We start from the raw sequence: 19,314 nt of genomic DNA on the forward strand, positions 1-19,314 counted from the left end.
AATGCCAGGCGGAGAACCCGCCTGGCATTCCTTCATTTTCTCCAACGATCCGGTTTATAGTATCGCCATGAAGATTCTCGTTATCGAAGACGACCGCGAAGCGGCCCGCTATCTGGAGAAGGCCTTTACTGAGGCCGGACATTCTGCCGACATCGCTGGCGATGGTGAGATCGGTTATGCGCTGGCCGAAAATGGCAATTATGATGTGCTGGTCGTGGATCGCATGTTGCCCAAGCGCGACGGTCTTTCTGTAGTGGCAGGTCTGCGTGCCAAAGGCATGGAAACGCCTGTACTCATCCTTTCCGCCCTTGGCGAAGTGGATGACCGCGTAACTGGTTTGCGCGCTGGCGGAGATGATTATCTAACCAAGCCATATGCATTTTCCGAACTACTCGCACGTGTTGAAGTTCTGCAGCGCCGATCAAGCCCGCGCGAAGCAGATACAATCTATCGCGTCGGCGATCTCGAACTTGACAGGCTCGCTCACACGGCGCGTCGACAGGACGTGGATATCACGCTTCAGCCGCGAGAATTTCGTCTACTTGAATATCTGATGCGTCATGCCGGACAGGTGGTTACGCGCACGATGCTGCTTGAAAATGTCTGGGATTACCATTTCGATCCTCAAACCAATGTGATCGATGTGCACATCTCCCGACTTCGCAGCAAAATCGAAAAAGGCTTTGACGTCCCATTGCTGCATACCGTTCGTGGTGCTGGTTATATGCTCAAAGCCGGACGCACTAAAGCCGCTACTGCGAGCGCCAAGGTGGAATGATGGGGCGTTTCTCTGCGCTTATGCGCACGACAGCTGCACGCCTTTCCACGCTTTACCTACTCTTATTTGCCGTTGGAGCGGTGGCATTGGTCTTCTATATGACCAATCTTTCTGCATCCATTATCAATAGCCAGACTCAGGAAGCGCTGGGTGAAGAAGTCGCGAGTATCGGCAAGGCCTATGCACGGGGCGGTATTCCGCAACTCGTGCGCACGATTGATTATCGTTCCCGCCAACCCGGTGCCTATCTCTATCTTGTTGCAGATCCGTCTGGCCGCATTCTGTCCGGCAACGTCGAAGGTGTTGAGCCGGGCGTGCTGGACACGGACGGTATCGTGGAGCGCGCTTTCAAATATCGCCGCTATGGTGAGCAGGGAACCGAGACTGAGCATCGCGCAATTGCAGTTGTGATTGCTTTGCCTAATGGTATGCGTTTGTTGGTTGGTCGCGATTTGGGTGAGCCGGAGCGTTTCCGTGATCTTGTGCGCAGCTCGCTCATGCTGGCTCTCGGTATCATGGGTGTTGGTGCGCTTCTGATCTGGTTCTTCGTCGGACGGCGTGCACTCAAGCGTATCGATGAAGTTTCGCGTGCTTCGCAGCGCATTATGGATGGTGACTTGACGGGGAGACTGCCGGTCAATGGTTCCGGTGACGAGTTTGACCGTCTCTCAGGTAATCTCAATGTCATGCTTGGGCGAATTCTCGAACTCAATGAAGGCTTGAAGCAGGTTTCCGATAATATTGCGCATGATCTCAAGACGCCGCTCACACGTCTGCGCAACCGTGCCGAAGAGGCACTGTCAGGCAAGAAGGCCGGTCCTGAATATCGGGAGGCGCTGGAAGATATCATCGGCGAATCCGATCAGCTGATCCGCACCTTCAATGCTATTTTGATGATCTCCCGCCTTGAAGCAGGCTATTCGAGTGAGAATCTGGAGAATATGTCGGTGGCATCGATTGTCAGCGATGTGGCTGAAATGTATGAACCGGTCGCCGAAGATGCGGGCGCTACTTTGATGCTTGGTGCGCTCGATGATGCGCCTCTGCATATCAACCGTGAACTCGTCGGCCAAACCGTCTCCAACCTTGTCGACAATGCTATTAAGTATGCACAGACAGGCGAGGGGGCCGCTGTCGTGACGCTTTCCATGGAACGTGATTCCCAATGGGTTCGTATCGTGGTGACGGACAACGGCTCGGGCATTCCAGAAGACAAACGCGAACAGGCGACTGAGCGTTTCGTACGGCTTGAGGAAAGCCGTACGCAGCCGGGATCAGGGCTTGGTTTAAGTCTTGCCAAGGCGGTTATGAAATTGCACGGTGGCGCTCTGCGTTTGGAAGACAATGGACCCGGCCTGCGTGCAGTTCTTGAGTTCCCTCTGCCGAAGGACGCACAAATTTAAACCTACATGCAAGAGGGGATCATGGCGGCTGAAAATTCAAAGGAACTGCTTTTCGACCGTAACCTTTGTGGGCTGACACCGCTTGATTCTGAAAGAGCACGATCCTTTCTTGTCGACCTTGAAGGCCGGGCGAGAGAAGAGGAGCTTGGCCGGGTTGTCGGCCTTCTCAGCAACACGAAAGCGAAGAGCTTTCTTGCCGCGGCCCTTGATCTGTCGCCATTTATTCGTGAATCCCTGATCCGTCAGCCGCGCATTCTCGATCGAATTGTAGCCGCAGCACCTGAAGAGGCTCTCGCAAATATTCTCTCTGAGATCTCCGCATCGGGCACGGATGAGGGTGTCACAGAAGCTTCTCTGATGAGCAGTCTGCGCCAGCGAAAGCGAGAGGCACATGTGCTGATCGCACTTTGCGATCTGGCGCAAATCTTCAATACGGAAGCGACAACCGGCTGGCTCACCGATCTGGCCGAAGCTTGCACGGGTGCTGCTATCCGCTTCCTGCTTCGCGATGCGGATAGTGCGGGCAAGATCAAACTGCCCGACCGCGATAATCCAGACAAGGAATGCGGCTGGATCGTGCTTGGCATGGGTAAATTCGGTGCCCGTGAGCTCAATTACTCTTCTGATATTGATCTGATCGTCTTTGTTGATGAAACACGTCCGGCTATTGGCGATCCATATGAATGCGTTGATACATTCTCTCGCATGACACGGCGTCTGGTGCGTATTCTTCAGGATCGCACAGCAGACGGTTATGTCTTCCGTGTTGATCTGCGGTTGCGTCCTGATCCGGGTTCGACGCCTCTGGCTATCCCGGTTGGTGCAGCCCTTCATTATTATGAAGGACGTGGTCAGAACTGGGAACGTGCGGCCATGATCAAGGCGCGCCCTGTTGCCGGTGATCGGGAGGCTGGCAAACAAGTGTTGGCTGAGCTCGCACCATATGTTTGGCGTAAATATCTCGACTATGCGGCAATCGCCGACGTCCATTCGATTAAACGACAAATTCACGCCCATAAGGGACACGGCGACATCGCCATTCGCGGCCATAATGTGAAGCTCGGTCGCGGCGGCATCCGCGAGATCGAATTTTTCGTGCAGACGCAACAATTGATTGCAGGCGGCCGGTTCCCCGAATTGCGTGGCAATCAGACAGTCCCGATGCTCGGAAAGCTCGCAGAACGTGGCTGGATCACTGAGAAGGCACGCGATTGCCTTGCCAAGGAATATTATTTCCTGCGTGATGTGGAACATCGCATCCAGATGATTGCTGACGAGCAGACCCATATCCTGCCGGAAGACGACGAGGGCTTTGCCCGCGTATCTCATATGATGGGTTATGCCGATAAGGCAGAGTTTTCTGAAGCATTTCTGTCCGCCCTCAAGGTTGTCGAAAAGCATTATGCGGCGTTGTTTGAACAAGCGCCGGAGCTCGGTGCTTCCAGTGGCAATCTCGTTTTTACCGGCGATGTAGATGATCCGGGCACGTTGGAAACGTTGGCTTCTATGGGCTATGAACGTCCTAGCGATATCTGTCGTGTTATCCGTACATGGCACTTCGGTCGCTATCGCGCAACGCAATCAGCAGAAGCGCGTGAACGCCTCACAGAGCTGACACCGGCATTGTTGCAGGCTTTTGCCGCCACCAAACGCGCGGATGAATCGCTCTTGCGTTTCGATGGGTTCCTGCAGGGCCTGCCTGCAGGCATCCAGCTTTTCAGTCTGCTGCAATCCAATCCCCGTCTTCTCAATCTGCTCGTGATGATCATGAGTGCGGCACCACGACTCGCCGAAATCATTACACGGAAGCCACATGTTTTCGACGGCTTGCTTGATCCTGCGATTTTTTCCGAAGTTCCGACCCGCGCCTATCTTGAAGAGAGACTTCGCGCTTTTCTGGGGGCCGCAACCGATTTCGAGGAAGTGCTGGATCGCCTGCGTATATTCGCGGCTGAACATCGCTTTCTGATTGGCATTCGTCTGCTGACAAGTGCAATTGATGGCGTCCGAGCCGGGCGCGCCTTTTCCGATCTGGCTGAGCTGATGATCGGCAAGGCGTTTGAAGCCGTTGAAAGCGAGTTGCAGCGTCGCCACGGCAAGGTAAAGGGCGCGAAGGTTGCATTGCTTGCGATGGGCAAACTTGGCAGCCGTGAACTGACTGCAGGCTCGGATGTCGATCTGATCCTGCTTTATGACCATGATAAGGATGCGGATGAATCGGATGGCGACAAGCCATTGGCTCCGTCGCAATATTATATCCGGCTGACACAGCGCCTTATCGCTGCACTTTCCGCGCCAACCGGGGAAGGTGTGCTTTACGAAGTCGATATGCGATTGCGCCCTTCGGGCAACAAAGGCCCCGTCGCTACACATATCGAATCATTTGGAAAGTATCAGCGCACGGAGGCTTGGACATGGGAGCACATGGCCCTGACGCGCGCGCGCGCCATTCACGGCGATGCGGTCTTTATTGATTTTATTACGGGTGAAATTGACGAAGTGCTGTCAACCAAGCGCGATACGCGGAAAATAGCCAAGGACGTGCGTGAGATGCGCAACCTGATTTATCAGGAAAAGCCACCGCGCGACGATTGGGATTTCAAGCTGAAGCCGGGCGGTATTGTTGATCTTGAATTCATAGCGCAGTTTGCGGTTCTCATTGGAAAGGTCGCAAAGACACCACGTCCTCTTGCAACTGAGGAAGTGCTTGCTGGCCTCGATCCGTCGTTCGCCGATCCAGCTACGATTGATACATTGGTTGAAGCACATCGCTTCTATACCAATCTCAGCCAGACAATTCGTCTCTGCCTCGGCAGTGATGCCACGCGCGAAGAGTTCATTCCCGGAATGATCGATCTTCTTTGCCGCGCGGCAGAACTGCCGGACATCAAACGCGTTGAGCACCATCTGACGGAGCTGGCCGTGAATGTTCGAACCAGTTTTGACAAGCTGATAAACTGATTATGCTGCGTGGATCTCAGTATGTTGGCTGGAGGCAATGGCCTGCCTCCGGTCCGGTATGCAGACCGAGACCACGGTTCCAATGCCTTCGGTCGAACGGATACGCAGCCAGCCACCATGGAGTTCAGCAAGAGAGCGGGTGATCGCAAGGCCGAGACCTGAGCCAGTATGCGATTTTGTGAACTGGTTCTCAACCTGCTCAAACGGCTGGCCGATTTTCCGCAAAGCTGATTTCGGGATGCCTACGCCGGTGTCCTGAATGGTCATGAACAGAGCTGATCCAGTCTTTCGCGCGCGCACCGTGATGCGACCATTATGTGAAGTGAACTTGACCGCGTTGGACAGAAGATTGATCAGCACTTGTTTGACCGCACGGCGGTCTGCATTGAGCTGCATGGCTTCTTCGATGCGCGTCTCAACTGTGATGTTCTTTTCGTCTGCCTGCAGAGAAATCATGCGCACGGTTTCATTGATCAGCGGACAAAGATCGATTTCTTCACGATCCAGCGAGAAATGGCCTGCTTCGATCTTTGACATATCGAGAATGTCATTGATCACGTTGAGCAGGAAGTTACCGCTGGTGTGAATATCGTTGATATATTCCTCATAGCGATCCGAACCGAGAGGCCCGAAAGTGCCAGCCTGGATCATTTCGGAGAAGCCGATGATCGCGTTGAGCGGCGTGCGCAATTCGTGAGACATATTGGCAAGGAATTCAGACTTGGCGCGGTTTGCAGCTTCCGCGCGCTCCTTTTCCTGACCGTATTTGCGTGCCAGTTCGGACAGTTCACGTACACGGTCGCGCTCACCCTTACGGGCAATCGACAGATCGTGAATGGTGGCCATCAGTCGACGTTCACTGTCGACCAGACGTTCCTGATGCTGCTTGATCTGGGTAATATCGGTGCCGATGGAAACAAGACCGCCGTCTTGAGTGCGGCGTTCATTGACCTGTAGCCAGCGACCATCGCTTAGCTGGCGCTCGAAAGTCTGGCCGCCCGCACGATTATGTTCATTCGCCATGCGACGCTCAAAACTGAACGGACGCGTGTGGGCATCAACTTCGTTGCGCGGCACGCCGGGTTTCAGTGTCCAGACCGGAAGACCAGCATATTCGCTGAACTTGGAATTGGCCATCACCAGACGGTTATTGGAATCCCAGAGAACGAATGCCTCGGAAATATTCTCGATGGCTTCACGGATACGCATATCGGCCTCTGCCGTCTGCTGCGCAAAGCGATGCTGCTCGCTGACGTCGAATGCAATGCCGACGAGGTGAAGGTCATTCTCAGATGCGATCTCCGCACGAACCCGCATCCATACCCACGAACCATCTGCATGGCGCATACGGAAGACCCGGTCCACATGCGAAATGTCGCCAGCCGCAGCCTGTTCCGCAATCGAATAAAGATCGCCATCTTCCGGATTGATGATCGCCGACACGTCGCCAAAAGCGAGCACGGCATCCTGCGCCTCATAGCCGAGCATTTCATACATGGAGCGTGACCAGTAGATGCGTCCGCGCGCCATGTCCCAGTCCCACAGACCACCACGACCACGCGCAAGCGCCATATCAATACGACGCTGGATCTGCCCAGATAGATCGTCGGCTTCGCGGGCACGCGCTGCCTGACTGAAATAGGCATAGAGAATTGCGAACATCACGCCGGTCGTGCCTGCAAAGAGCGTCACGTTAAGCGATACGGCGCGTTTCCATTCGGCAAATATGGTGCTTTCCGGCTCCGCCGCGATGATCGCGTAAGGCACGGTCATTGGTTTTGACACCGTACCGTAGGCGGCTTCTCCATTCATGACGACTGTCAGAACGCCAGCACGTTCTGCAAACATAAACAGAGGCTGGATGTCGCTGAACACATCATCGGCCTGTTTGCCGACGATGTCCATTGCCGGGCCGGAGGCTGTCACGATGACTGAATCGTCGTTGACCAGAGCAATCGTCATGCCGCTGGAAGACAGACCACGGGAGCGAAACTCCGCAATCGTATTATCAAGATCTTTGGGCGCCAGTTGCGCGCCAGCCTGCGTGCCATTGGCAGCGCGCTCGATCATCTGCGCCAGATTGGCGGTCGCAGCGGACAAAGCCGCTTTGTGCTGCAATTCGATGTCTTCGCGCCACGACAACATCGAGAACACGCGCGCCACGCCGAGTATGATGAGAAAGATGATGATGAGGGCCGGAACAAGACGACGCAATACGGGCTCAACCGCCACGAACTTGCCGTAGGCAGGACCTGCAAGAAGCTTGGCATGCCCTGAGAGTCTGCCCTTCTTCCGCTTCCGTCCGGAGTCGCGATGCTTCCCCGCCGTCGCGTCGTACGCGTCGGTGCTCGCCATCTGTTGGCCCCTCTTGATTTGCCGTAACAGTTCCCAAGATGCGCCAGAAGCGCTGTCCGCCCGAAACTGCGTGAACTGAAATCTCTACTCAAAATGTTTCGGAATACGCCGTCTCCGAACAACTTCAATGAATCAAAAGTGATTCGCGCTGTCCAGTGAATTCGTTAACGAGACGTAAAAAACACTGCTGGTGTATTTGGTTTTTCTGTTGAATCTCAAACTGTTAAGTGGAATCAGTTTGAGAAGGCGTGCATCTAACATCATGAAAAGACTCATGAAAGCCGCAAGCCTTTGCAGCTATTATACGGCTTTGCCTGGCTAATGGTGGAACGGTCGGGCCCGGCCCATTTCGGGGGCGGGCGTAACGAATCAGCAAGTCGCAATACGCGATATATGATTCGCGAATCAGGCGAGGGTTCTGTCCACGATGTCACGAAGATCGGTCGAAAGCTTCGGTGTGCTGGCAATACGAGCCAATGCAGCGCGAGCATGTTCACGACGTGTGTCTTCAAGTGAACGCCAGGAACGCAAAGCTGTAAGAAGACGCGCTGCAAGCTGTGGGTTTTCCGGATCGATTGCCAGAATGATATCGGCGAAGAACGTGTAAGCAGCGCCATCCTTGCGATTGAACCCGGTCGGGTTGCTGGCTGAGAACGCCCCGATCAGTGCGCGCACGCGGTTCGGATTATCGAATGAAAGCAGCTTGTGCTTGGTGAGTGCGCGGACGGCATCAAGCGCTTTTTCGCCCGGGCGTGTTGCTTGCACGATGAACCACTTGTCCATCACCAATCCGTCGTCGCCGAACCGCTTTTCAAATGATGCAAGTGCTCCCTGAGCTTCATGGCTGTCACCGAAGCGATGCACCAATATGCTGAGAGCTGCCGCACGATCAGTCATGTTATCGCCATCGGCAAACTGTTGGGCAGCACGGGCAGGGCTGTTTTCGTATAGGCTGAGATAGTCGAGAAGCACGTTGCGCAATGCGCGCTTGCCAGCCGATACAGCATCAGGGGAGAACGTAGCTTCTTGCTGCAAGCTCGCATAAAGCGACGCGAAGTCACCCGAATAAGCGGATACGATTGCCGCGATGAGGTGATCGCGGCTTGCGCGAATTGCATCAGGATCGACATTGTGACCCATCTCGCGTGCGATGTCGCTCTCTGTCGGTAAGGTCAGACAGAGGGCGCGGAAAGCCGCGTCAAGCGTTTCATCCGAGGCAACGCGTCCTGCAAGCTCAATGATCCTGCCGTCCGTCTCCGGCTCATAGCCACCACGCACCCGCTTGGCGCCATCCAGCAGGACTTGCGTGAAAATACCGGTCAGCGCTTGCCAGCGGGCGACGGGATCGCTGTCGTTCAATGCCAGAAATATACGATCTTCTGCATCAAGCGGGGACACCAGATTGATTGGTGCAGAGAAGCCGCGCAGCAGTGACGGGACCGGGCGTTCCCTGATGCCATGAAAGACAATGGTTTCCGAGGCCTGATGAAGATGGATCACACCATCGCGAACATCGCCACTCTCGACCGATGATGGCTGAATATCCTTGCCGTCTGCTCCCAAAAGGCCAAAGGCGATCGGAATATGCATTGGCTTCTTTGTTGGCTGTCCGGGCGTTGGTGCGAGCGACTGTGCAAATTCAATAGTAAACGTCTCTTTTGCCGCATTAAAGTCGAAGCTCGCTTCGACTTTCGGCGTCCCGGACTGATCGTACCACAATGAGAATTGTGAAAAGTCCTGTCCCGAAACATCGGCAAAGACTTTGATGAAGTCTTCAATGGTTGCCGCATCACCGTCATGACGTTCGAAATAAAGGTCCATGCCTTTACGGAACAGGTCAGGCCCGACGATGGTGCGGATCATGCGCACCACTTCCGAACCTTTTTCATAAACGGTCGCCGTGTAGAAATTGTTGATCTCGCTATATTGGCGCGGGCGTACGGGGTGCGACAGGGGGCCGCTATCTTCAGGGAACTGCTGTGCTTTCAGGATCTTTACTTCGGCGATACGTTTCACAGGGCGCGAACGTTCATCCGCAGAAAATTCATGATCACGATAGACCGTTAGACCTTCCTTGAGGCACAGCTGGAACCAGTCACGGCAGGTAATGCGATTGCCAGTCCAGTTGTGAAAATACTCGTGTGCAATAACAGCTTCGATGCCCGCATAATCCACGTCCGTTGCCGTATCGGAGTCGGCCAGCACGTATTTGTCATTGAAGACATTGAGGCCCTTGTTTTCCATCGCTCCCATGTTGAAGTCGGAAACTGCAACGATATTGAAGACATCGAGATCATATTCGCGGCCGAATTTTTCCTCGTCCCAACGCATAGAGCGTTTGAGCGCATCCATGGCGTAAACTGCGCGATCCTGCTTACCGTGTTCGACATAAATGGCGAGATCGACGGGGCGACCTGATTGTGTTGTGAAATGGTCCTTCACGACATCAAGTGAACCTGCGACGAGGGCGAATAGATAGGACGGTTTTGGATGCGGATCATGCCAGACAGCAAAATGCCGACCAGCATTGTCTGCCACAATACCGTGTTCAACGGGATTGCCATTCGCAAGCAGAATCGGGGCGGCTGCCTTCTCGGCATTGATGCGTACAGTATAAACGGAAAGCACATCCGGCCGGTCATAATAATAGGTGATGCGGCGGAAACCCTCCGCTTCACACTGCGTGCAATAGACATCGCTTGACCGATAAAGCCCCGAGAGCTGACGGTTTGTCGTCGGATTAACTTCGGTGACGATCTCCAATGTGAAACGATCTGCATCAGGCAGGTCAGTGATTTCGAGCCGATCGGGCGTTGCTGAATAGCCGTTGTCGCCAAGTGGCGCTCCATTCAGACGCAAGCCGATCAATTTCAGTTCGTCGCCGTCCAGAATAAGCGGCGTCCCCCTGGCAGTATCCGCGCGCCGTTCGATTGTCAGTTGGGCGCGAACGATTGTCTTTTCCGGCTCAAGTATGAAGTCGAGTTTCGTTTCTGGTATGGCGTAAGGGGTCGGGCGATAATCTTCGAGGCGGAATGTCTGGCCAGTTTCAGTACGCATTGCGAAACTCTTCTGTGGAGCGCATCCCGAAAGTGTAAAACCGTTTTCGGATAAGACACGCGTTAAAATAAACGATGAGAGCGTCGATTTGATTTAATCAAATCGAAAGGCGCTCCAAGTGCTTCGATGCTAGTAGATTGAATTTAACGTTTGGATCACGATCGGCATCCACGCTGTTTCAAACGTCAAATTCGAAAAATCCACTAGATTCTTATGCTTACTAGTGGCTTTTGAATTCCGACATTTGTTTAACGCCTGTATCGAGGGATGCAAATGTCGGAATCAAACCACTAGAGTCGTATCCGGCTTTTTAGCAAACGACAAGAAAAGCGAAGTTGTTCAATATTTTTTGCATACCGATCTTTGCTTGGCTGGCACTTTATTGCGAACAGGCCTATGGATAGCGCAATAACTGTAATTTCCCGCCTTGCTCCATATCTCCCGTTTAAGGAATTGCGTTGTGAAGTCCCTTCCGGACGCGGTCTCCGCAAATGCTCAGGTCAGCGAAACCATCGAGCCTGATCTGCTTCAGAATAACCCAATGTTGGGGATTAGCCTTAAAGTCGCTTCGGTCGCTGTTTTTGTAGGCATGTCCACCTTGCTCAAGGCTGCTGAGGGCATCCCGCTCGGTCAGTTGATCTTCTTCCGCTCATTCTTTGCAGTGCTTGCGATCCTCGTTTACTTTGCCTTGCGTGGGCAACTCTCTGGCATTCTTCAAACGCACCACGGATTCAGCCATTTCTGGCGCGGAATGGTTGGTGTAGGCGCTATGTCGTTGAGCTTTTATGCGCTGACCAAACTGCCTTTGCCTGAAGCAATCGCGATCAATTACGCGTCGCCTCTTATTGCTGTGGTGCTGGGCGCTCTTATCCTGCATGAAGTCGTCAGGCTTTATCGCTGGAGCGCGGTGATTATCGGCCTTTTTGGCGTGATGATCATTATCTGGCCACGCATGACATTATTTGCGGAAGGCAATGTCGGGCGCAATGAAGCCATGGGTGCGCTCGCTGCTCTCGGCGGGGCGGCCATGGCTGCCTTTGCGATGATGCTGGTTCGTCGTCTCGTGCAGACGGAGCGTACATCGACAATCGTTATCTATTTCTCGATTTCCGCCAGTGTCATTGCGCTGTTCAGCATCCCGTTTGGCTGGGTAATGCCGACTTGGCCACAGCTCGCAATGCTGATCGGTGCGGGTATCGCTGGCGGCATCGCGCAAATCCTGCTTACCGAATGCTACCGGCACGCACCGATGAGTACGATTGCGCCATTTGAATACACGTCAATGCTGCTTGGCTTGGGGATCGGCTTTCTGTTTTTTGGTGATATTCCGACCTCTGAGATGCTTTTAGGCAGTGCAATCGTGATGGCAGCTGGCGGCTATATCATCTATCGCGAACATCAGCTGGCGATCGAACCGCACAAGGCGAATACACCTCAACAGGCGCAGTAAAACCTATGCCTGACCTGGCGTTCCTTCGGCGCGTGGGTCGAGCTGCATCGTTTCCGGTGTTGACTGACCGTCGGGCGTATGGAACTTGAATTCTGTCTTCTGATCGCTGATTGCAGGCCGCTCGAACCGGCGTATGCGCCAGAAGGCGTGCAATCCATAGACGGCGTAAGCAACAGCCATGGTCACGAAGAAGCCGGATGCACCAATCAGATCCATCATAGGGCCGGAAATTGCTGGTCCAACCACGCTGCCGCAGCCATAGATAATCAACAACCCGCCTGAGATTTTCACGAATTCGCTGGCATCGGCATAGTCATTGGCGTGCGCTACATTGAGACTATAGATCGGGTAGAGCACCGAGCCGAACAGGAACATCATGATGTAAAGTGCATAAGGGGACGTCGGGTGAGTAAACAGCATGACGGCGGACAGCAGAAAACCAACTATACCTGCAATGACCATCACAATGCGACGATCCACCAGGTCCGATGCACGGCCAAGCGGATATTGAAAGATAGCGCCGCCGATCATGGCGCAGGCAAGCATGGTCGCAATGCCAAAGGTCGATAGCCCATTCATTTCGCCATAGATTGCGGCAAGAAAGCTCCATGTACCGGCGACGATACCCGCAATGAACGAACCGACGGCTGCAGCCGGAGAGCGTCGATAGAGACCCTTCAGATCCAGCGAAGCCTGTGTCAGCGGGTTGGGCGATTGTGCGCTTGAAAGTGTGGTCGGAAGCAGGGCACTGGCATAGATTATGGCGCAGACGATGAAGAGTGTGACGGTTGTCGCATCGCCAAATGGCAGGATATATTGTCCGCACATCAGGCCAAGCATCGTGATGATCATATAGATCGAGAAAATCTTGCCGCGCGTTTCATTTGTGACGCGCTCATTCAGCCAGCTTTCGATAATCATATAGGAGCCAGCAAGCGAGAAGCCTGCGATGCCGCGAAAGATCATCCAAGCATATGGGCTTATGATCAGTGAATGCAGGAGCAGTGCAATGGAGAGGAGTGTCAGCAGAGCTGAAAACACGCGCACATGCCCGACGCGCCGCACCAGATGCGGGATCAGGATGCAGCCCAATGTGAAGGCGAGTGAATAGGACGTTCCCATCCAGCCTATGGTCGTGGTTGACCAGCCTTCGATCCCGCCGCGGATTGGCAGAAGAATGCCCGCAAGCCCACCTGCAAGCAGCATGAGAAACGTGCTTGCCAGCAAGGCAGCTATGGGCAGGAGCTGTCCAGCCATGTTGAACTCCACGAAGGGCTATAGTGTCCACGAGGACTATACTTAAAGAATACCTGTTACCGTCAGGCGTCGTTCAAAATGCGAACTACTGCATGTTTGCGGCATGTTGGTGACAGTCCTGCTCGCGATGCCACTGAAATGAGGGAATATCAATCGCCTAATTCGGTGAGCTTCATTTTAACCGCGAGAAAATCACGCCAGGCAAAGCGTTTCTGTGCAGGTGTGCGCAGCAGATAAGCTGGATGCAGTGTCGGCATGACAGGAATTTCAATGCCCGAAGGGGTGCGATGCACTTTCCAGTTGCCGCGCAGGCGCAGGATGCCTTCACTTGCCCCCGTCAGCGCTTTACCGGCGGGGCCACCCAACGCGACGAGTATTTTTGGTGCTACAAGTTCAATCTGACGCTCGATAAACGGACGACACAATTCTGTCTCGACCGGTGTAGGTGTCCGATTACCCGGCGGGCGCCATGGAATTGTGTTGGCGATATAGACATTTTCACGCTTGAGGCCGATAGCCTCGATCATCCGATTGAGAAGCTGTCCCGATTTGCCAACGAATGGCAATCCTTCTATGTCCTCATCGCGCCCCGGAGCTTCACCGATGAACATGATGTCGGATGATGGGTCACCATCGGCGAAGCAGAGGTTCTTCGCGGTGAATTTAAGATTGCAGCCGTCGAATGCCGCAAGCTTTTCCCTTAATTCTTCCAGCGTGGAAGCCTGTGCCGCTGCTTCACGAGCGAGCGCAATCTGCGCGCCGTCCGGAACGTCAGTTGCTGCCTGCACCGGGCGGCCTGTAGGGGAGGGGACTGCTGTTTGGCGCGGCTGTTGTTGCTGCGGACGTGTGCGGTCAGGTTGCGCTGGTGCCGGTCGGGCCGACTGGCGCTGCGGTTCCGCGAAACGATCGATGGGGGTATCGGAAAGTGGCATGTCAACGCCCGCTTCCGCGTAAAAGCGGAGCAGACTTTCCATATCCAGTGTTTCCCGGTCATCGATCATATTTTTACCTCACAGATTGAGGTGGCGAATTTTGACGTCGATTGCAAGAGCGCAGCACATAATTCCGGTTCATAGAGTGATGAAAGCATGTCTCCCAAAAGTAAGTGCAGCCTTCTCTAAGAGAATAGTCCACTGGACTGATCCGGAATCTCACCAAGATGAGATGGAGACGCGCGTGGAATTTACTCTACGCGCATTTCCAAATGCTGGAGCCGATTTATCTGATGAAAAGATCCCGCATTGCGTCACAATAGCCTACAACTGAGTATATGAACGTTTATAAATTGACGTTTACGTCAAGGTAAATATTATAGGCGTGCATTTCGCATCGTTTTTGGACAATTGGACGCATATGCGACAGTCTTTAACTCTGCGAGAGGGTAAAGCCACTAGGACGTATAGCGTTCTAAAGGGGAAACAGGGCCGGTCCGAATATGGTTTATCCCCATTCGCGATAGGTTCATGAGCAAAAACAATTGGATGCATTACCCGCGCTGAAATAGTGAGGAAAAATGCAAACCCGACGGAGGCACAAATGTCCGAAGCCCCAGCAATCGCGAGCCAGGAGCTTCCCGAGCGCGAGAGCATGGAATTTGATATTGTGATTGTTGGCGCAGGCCCTGCTGGTCTTGCTGCTGCCATCCGTTTCAAACAAATCAATCCTGAGCTTTCAGTCGTCGTTCTTGAAAAGGGCGGCGAAGTCGGCGCGCATATTCTGTCAGGCGCGGTCGTCGATCCAAGCGGCATCGATCAGTTGCTACCAGGCTGGCGTGAGGAAGAAGGCCATCCATTCAAAACGCCAGTGACGGCAGATCATTTCCTCCTGCTCGGTCCCGCAGGCTCGGTGCGGTTGCCGAATTTCGCCATGCCGCCATTGATGAACAATCATGGCAATTACATTGTGTCGCTTGGCAATGTCTGCCGCTGGCTTGGTACCAAGGCTGAAGAACTTGGCGTCGAAATCTATCCGGGCTTTGCCGCAACTGAAGTGCTTTATAACGATGAAGGCGCTGTAATTGGTGTTGCAACTGGCGACATGGGCGTCGAGCGCGATGGCACACATGGTCCGAATTACACGCGCGGCATGGCGCTGCTCGGTAAGTATGTGTTGATCGGTGAGGGCGCGCGCGGTTCGCTTGCCAAGGAACTGATTGCGAAGTTCAAGCTTGACGAAGGTCGCGAGCCAGCGAAATTTGGTATCGGCCTCAAGGAACTCTGGCAGGTTGATCCATCCAAGCATAAGCCGGGTCTGGTTCAGCACTCCTTCGGCTGGCCGCTCGATATGAAAACAGGTGGCGGCTCGTTCCTCTATCATCTTGAAGACAATATGGTAGCGGTCGGCTTCGTGCTGCATCTCAACTACAAGAACCCGTATCTGTCGCCGTTTGAGGAATTTCAGCGCTTCAAGACCCATCCAGCGATCCGCGACACTTTTGAGGGCGGCAAGCGTCTATCCTATGGCGCTCGCGCCATTACGGAAGGCGGCTTCCAGTCGGTGCCGAAACTATCCTTCCCGGGCGGCGCGCTGATCGGCTGTTCAGCCGGTTTTGTGAACGTGCCACGCATCAAGGGTAGTCATAATGCTGTTCTGTCGGGCATTCTTGCTGCCGACAAGATTGCGGAAGCATTGGCCGCTGGTCGCGCCAATGATGAGCCGATCGAAATCGAAAACAACTGGCGCAACAGTGCAATCGGCAAAGACCTCAAGAGAGTCCGTAACGTCAAGCCGCTCTGGTCCAAGTTCGGCACGGTCGTCGGTGTGGCACTCGGTGGTCTCGATATGTGGACTAATCAGCTGTTCGGTTTCTCCTTCTTCGGTACGTTGAAGCATGGCAAGAACGATGCACAGAGCCTTGAGCCAGCGGCAAAGCACAAGAAGATCGATTATCCGAAGCCGGATGGTGTTCTGACTTTTGATCGTCTTTCATCGGTGTTTCTGTCGAACACCAATCACGATGAAAACGAGCCAGTGCATCTGCAGGTCGCTGATATGAAGCTGCAGCAGACCTCGGAGCACGATGTTTTTGCCGGGCCGTCAACGCGTTATTGCCCGGCAGGTGTTTATGAATGGGTTGATGCAGACGGTAATTCCGCTGCCGATCCGCAGGCCAAGGATGTCCGTTTTGTGATCAACGCGCAGAATTGCGTGCATTGCAAGACTTGCGACATCAAGGATCCGAACCAGAACATCAACTGGGTTCCGCCACAAGGCGGCGAAGGACCGGTTTACGTGAACATGTGATGTTTACGGGAACTGCGTCCGTCTCGACCGCCGTCAGAGCATTTCCAGCAAAAGTGCGTAGCGGTTTTGCGTCCGGATAAAGCGTATGAAGAATGTTGGCGAAGGACCGGTTTACGTGAACATGTAATGTTTACGGGAAAGCAGAACTAAAAGGCGGTTTTTAAACCGCCTTTTTTATTGAAGCATAACGGATTGCGTTTCCGGCTCGTCAGTGTCTGGATGCACTGGCATAGGAACAGAGAATTCGAGCCTTACAGGCAAGTGATCGGAACCAGCAGAGTCGCGTGAAGCGGCGACAGGTGTTTCAATCTCGTGGCTTACTAAAATCTGGTCGATCGGCAGACCGATAAAAGGTGCGAGTTTTACGGACAGACTTTGCGGCATCCATGTGCCCCCGATACCAGTCATCGCCTTCGTTCCAGAAGCCTTTTCAATACGATGGACTGCGCTACTCCATGGCGTGGCGTTGAAATCACCGGCAATGATCGAAGGGCCGTCAATCTTCTGCAGTTCCGGCACCAGTGCATCGATAATAACCGCCTGGCCAAAAGGCCATGGCAGGATCGAGTGGTAAGCTGCGACATTGACCCTTGTGCCACTGAAGTCGATGGAAGTCATCGCAAGGCGGTCATCACCAAGGCAGATTGGTTCGCTACCCTCACTGAATGGGCGGCGGGAAAGAATACCAACCCCCATATTGCTTCCATCCTTGCGACATTCAAAATGATAGGGATATGTGCCCTTCAGAATGTCGATCCACATGGTCCAGTCTGTACCAGCTTCCTGATAAGTGATGACATCTGGCTTTTCTTGCGCAACCATTTGTAGGACGCGCTTTGGCTCAGGATTGTTGTAGCGCAGATTAATCTGCACCAGACTGTAGCGTGCGCCAGTCGTTGGCACATTGGCTTGTGCCGGGGATGATCCATCCAGCAGGTTGCGTGTCGCTCCCAATGTCGTGCTGAAAGCAAGGATCGCAAACAACAGGATCATCGCACCCTCGCGCCGCATCGTTGAGAACAAAAGCGGGAGCGCGAGCAGCCCCATCAGAATTGCAAGATAGGAGCGGAAATGCGCGAATGAATCAAGCGCTGGGTGTGCTGATCCGAGAAAGCCAAGCACGAGTGGAACTGACACCAGAACAGCGATGATCAGCAGGAAAAATGAAAGGTTTTCGCGGCGTTTTGACATGACACGCGTTTAGCCGTTGATTACGGCGCCATGATGGAGAGAGGGCAGTATGTATTCGTGAAAAACATACTGCCCTAATCACCTATTGTCCTACTGACTTATCCTTATTGGAAGGCAGTCTCGTAGAAGCTTCTGAGCTTGCGTGAATGCAGCCTCTCATCCGGCATTGCTGCGATTTTTTCCATCGCACGAATACCGATCTGCAAATGCTGGGCGACTTGACGCTTATAGAATTCAGTCGCCATGCCCGGCAGCTTCAGCTCACCATGAAGCGGTTTGTCGGAAACGCAGAGAAGCGTGCCATAGGGAACGCGAAAGCGAAAACCATTGGCCGCAATCGTGGCCGATTCCATATCGAGCGCAACTGCACGCGCCTGTGAAAGACGCTGAACCGGGCCGCGCTGGTCGCGAAGCTCCCAGTTACGATTGTCGATTGTCGCGACCGTGCCGGTGCGCATGATGCGCTTGAGATCATAACCTTCAAGACCGGTGATTTCCTCGACGGCTTCTTCAAGTGCCACCTGAATTTCTGCAAGGGCCGGCAAAGGCACCCATGCCGGAAGGTCGTCATCGAGGACGTGATCTTCACGCATATAGGCATGCGCCAGCACGTAATCGCCGAGCTGCTGGCTGTTACGCAGACCTGCACAATGGCCCAGCATCAGCCATGCATGCGGACGTAGCACCGCAATATGGTCGGTGATTGTCTTGGCATTGGACGGGCCGACGCCAATGTTGACCATGGTGATGCCCGAATGATCGGCGCGTTGCAGATGATAGGCTGGCATCTGCGGCAGGCGCTGTAATGGAACTCCGCTGCTCGGTGCGGATTCACCTGCACGCGTTATCGCATTTCCCGGCTCGACGAAGCTGTCGTATCCGCCGCCGCCTTCCGCCATAAGTCTGCGGGCATAATCACAGAACTCATCCATGTAGAACTGATAATTCGTGAACAGCACGAAATTCTGGAAATGCTTGGGGCTTGTTGCCGTGTAGTGCGCAAGGCGGTGCAGCGAATAATCGACGCGCTGTGCCGTAAACGGCGCAAGAGGCATCGGCTCACCGGGAATTGGATCGAAGTCAGCATTAACGATCTTGTCGTCGGTTGCTGCAAGATCCGGCACATCGAAAAGATCGCGTAGCGGGTGCGTGAAGGCATTGGCAACCGACGCCTCGACATAGGTGCCTTCAATGAAAGCAAAATGAATGGGAATTGGCGTCGCCGATTCCCGAACGGTGACCGTCACACCGTGATTACGCATCAGGAGACGGATTTGCTCCTTGAGATAATGACCGAAGAGATCAGGTCGGGTAATTGTGGCCGAATAGTCTCCGGGCGTGGTCACATGACCGAAAGCAAGGCGCGTATCCACATGGGCAAAGCTGGAGGTAGACAAGCATATTTCGGGATAGAACGCGCGATAGCGTTGTGGGCGCACTTCGCCACGTGCGAGCTGCTCAAAAGCTTTGCGCAGAAATTCGGTATTGCGATCATAAAGCTTGCGCAGCGCGGCAACCGCCGCGCTGGCATCGGTGAAAACCTCCGGTTCCACGAAAGGAGGCGTTTTGATCTCTGTGAGAAAAGGTTGTTCGATTCGCTGTGTCATGGCTTAGTATAG

General features: G+C 53.8%; 11 protein-coding genes. 5 read left to right on the forward strand and 6 right to left on the reverse strand.

Annotation, left to right across the window (positions count from 1 at the left end; translation table 11 throughout):
* Positions 1 to 67 precede the first annotated feature (67 nt).
* The 3 genes from CEV33_RS17740 to CEV33_RS17750 are packed head-to-tail and all read left to right on the forward strand — an operon-like array spanning position 68 to position 5,142.
* Entirely contained in the window at positions 68 to 778 is a 711-nt protein-coding gene (locus tag CEV33_RS17740; protein WP_024897297.1) for a response regulator transcription factor, read from the forward strand.
* Complete coding sequence (locus CEV33_RS17745) at positions 775 to 2,181, forward strand: sensor histidine kinase (RefSeq protein ID WP_094541700.1); 1,407 nt, start codon at positions 775 to 777, stop codon at positions 2,179 to 2,181. The genes CEV33_RS17740 and CEV33_RS17745 overlap by 4 nt, the downstream gene beginning before the upstream one ends.
* Positions 2,182 to 2,202: 21 nt before the next feature.
* Entirely contained in the window at positions 2,203 to 5,142 is a 2,940-nt protein-coding gene (locus CEV33_RS17750) for a bifunctional [glutamine synthetase] adenylyltransferase/[glutamine synthetase]-adenylyl-L-tyrosine phosphorylase (RefSeq protein ID WP_094541701.1), read from the forward strand.
* On the opposite strand, the gene CEV33_RS17755 is transcribed toward CEV33_RS17750, so the two are convergent.
* Entirely contained in the window at positions 5,143 to 7,497 is a 2,355-nt protein-coding gene (locus CEV33_RS17755) for a PAS domain-containing sensor histidine kinase (RefSeq protein ID WP_094541702.1), read from the reverse strand.
* 405 nt (positions 7,498 to 7,902) lie between these two features.
* Positions 7,903 to 10,554, reverse strand: a complete 2,652-nt coding sequence (gene pepN / locus CEV33_RS17760; RefSeq protein ID WP_094541703.1) for an aminopeptidase N — start codon at positions 10,552 to 10,554, stop codon at positions 7,903 to 7,905.
* Positions 10,555 to 11,095: 541 nt separating this feature from the next.
* Between pepN and CEV33_RS17765 the strand changes: the two genes are divergently transcribed.
* Positions 11,096 to 12,004 carry a DMT family transporter gene (locus tag CEV33_RS17765; protein WP_094541774.1) on the forward strand — a complete coding sequence of 303 codons (909 nt, stop codon included), beginning with the start codon at positions 11,096 to 11,098 and terminating at the stop codon, positions 12,002 to 12,004.
* Between the two features lie 3 nt (positions 12,005 to 12,007).
* On the opposite strand, the gene CEV33_RS17770 is transcribed toward CEV33_RS17765, so the two are convergent.
* Entirely contained in the window at positions 12,008 to 13,261 is a 1,254-nt protein-coding gene (locus tag CEV33_RS17770; protein WP_094541704.1) for an MFS transporter, read from the reverse strand.
* A 149-nt stretch (positions 13,262 to 13,410) separates the two neighbouring features.
* Positions 13,411 to 14,262, reverse strand: coding sequence for a uracil-DNA glycosylase (locus CEV33_RS17775; RefSeq protein ID WP_094541705.1), 852 nt, complete (start codon positions 14,260 to 14,262; stop codon positions 13,411 to 13,413).
* Positions 14,263 to 14,797: 535 nt separating this feature from the next.
* Between CEV33_RS17775 and CEV33_RS17780 the strand changes: the two genes are divergently transcribed.
* Positions 14,798 to 16,504: an electron transfer flavoprotein-ubiquinone oxidoreductase gene (locus tag CEV33_RS17780; RefSeq protein WP_094541706.1), complete on the forward strand. Its 1,707-nt coding sequence runs from the start codon at positions 14,798 to 14,800 to the stop codon at positions 16,502 to 16,504.
* A gap of 174 nt (positions 16,505 to 16,678) precedes the next feature.
* Here CEV33_RS17780 and CEV33_RS17785 read toward each other — a convergent pair whose 3' ends face one another.
* Positions 16,679 to 17,695 (reverse strand): endonuclease/exonuclease/phosphatase family protein, encoded by a 1,017-nt coding sequence (locus CEV33_RS17785; RefSeq protein ID WP_094541707.1) that lies wholly within the window; start codon positions 17,693 to 17,695, stop codon positions 16,679 to 16,681.
* A 104-nt stretch (positions 17,696 to 17,799) separates the two neighbouring features.
* Positions 17,800 to 19,302: an AMP nucleosidase gene (locus tag CEV33_RS17790; RefSeq protein ID WP_094541708.1), complete on the reverse strand. Its 1,503-nt coding sequence runs from the start codon at positions 19,300 to 19,302 to the stop codon at positions 17,800 to 17,802.
* Positions 19,303 to 19,314: the final 12 nt, after the last annotated feature.

The sequence above is a fragment of the Brucella grignonensis genome, from assembly GCF_002252505.1.
GTDB classification, from domain to species: domain Bacteria; phylum Pseudomonadota; class Alphaproteobacteria; order Rhizobiales; family Rhizobiaceae; genus Brucella; species Brucella grignonensis.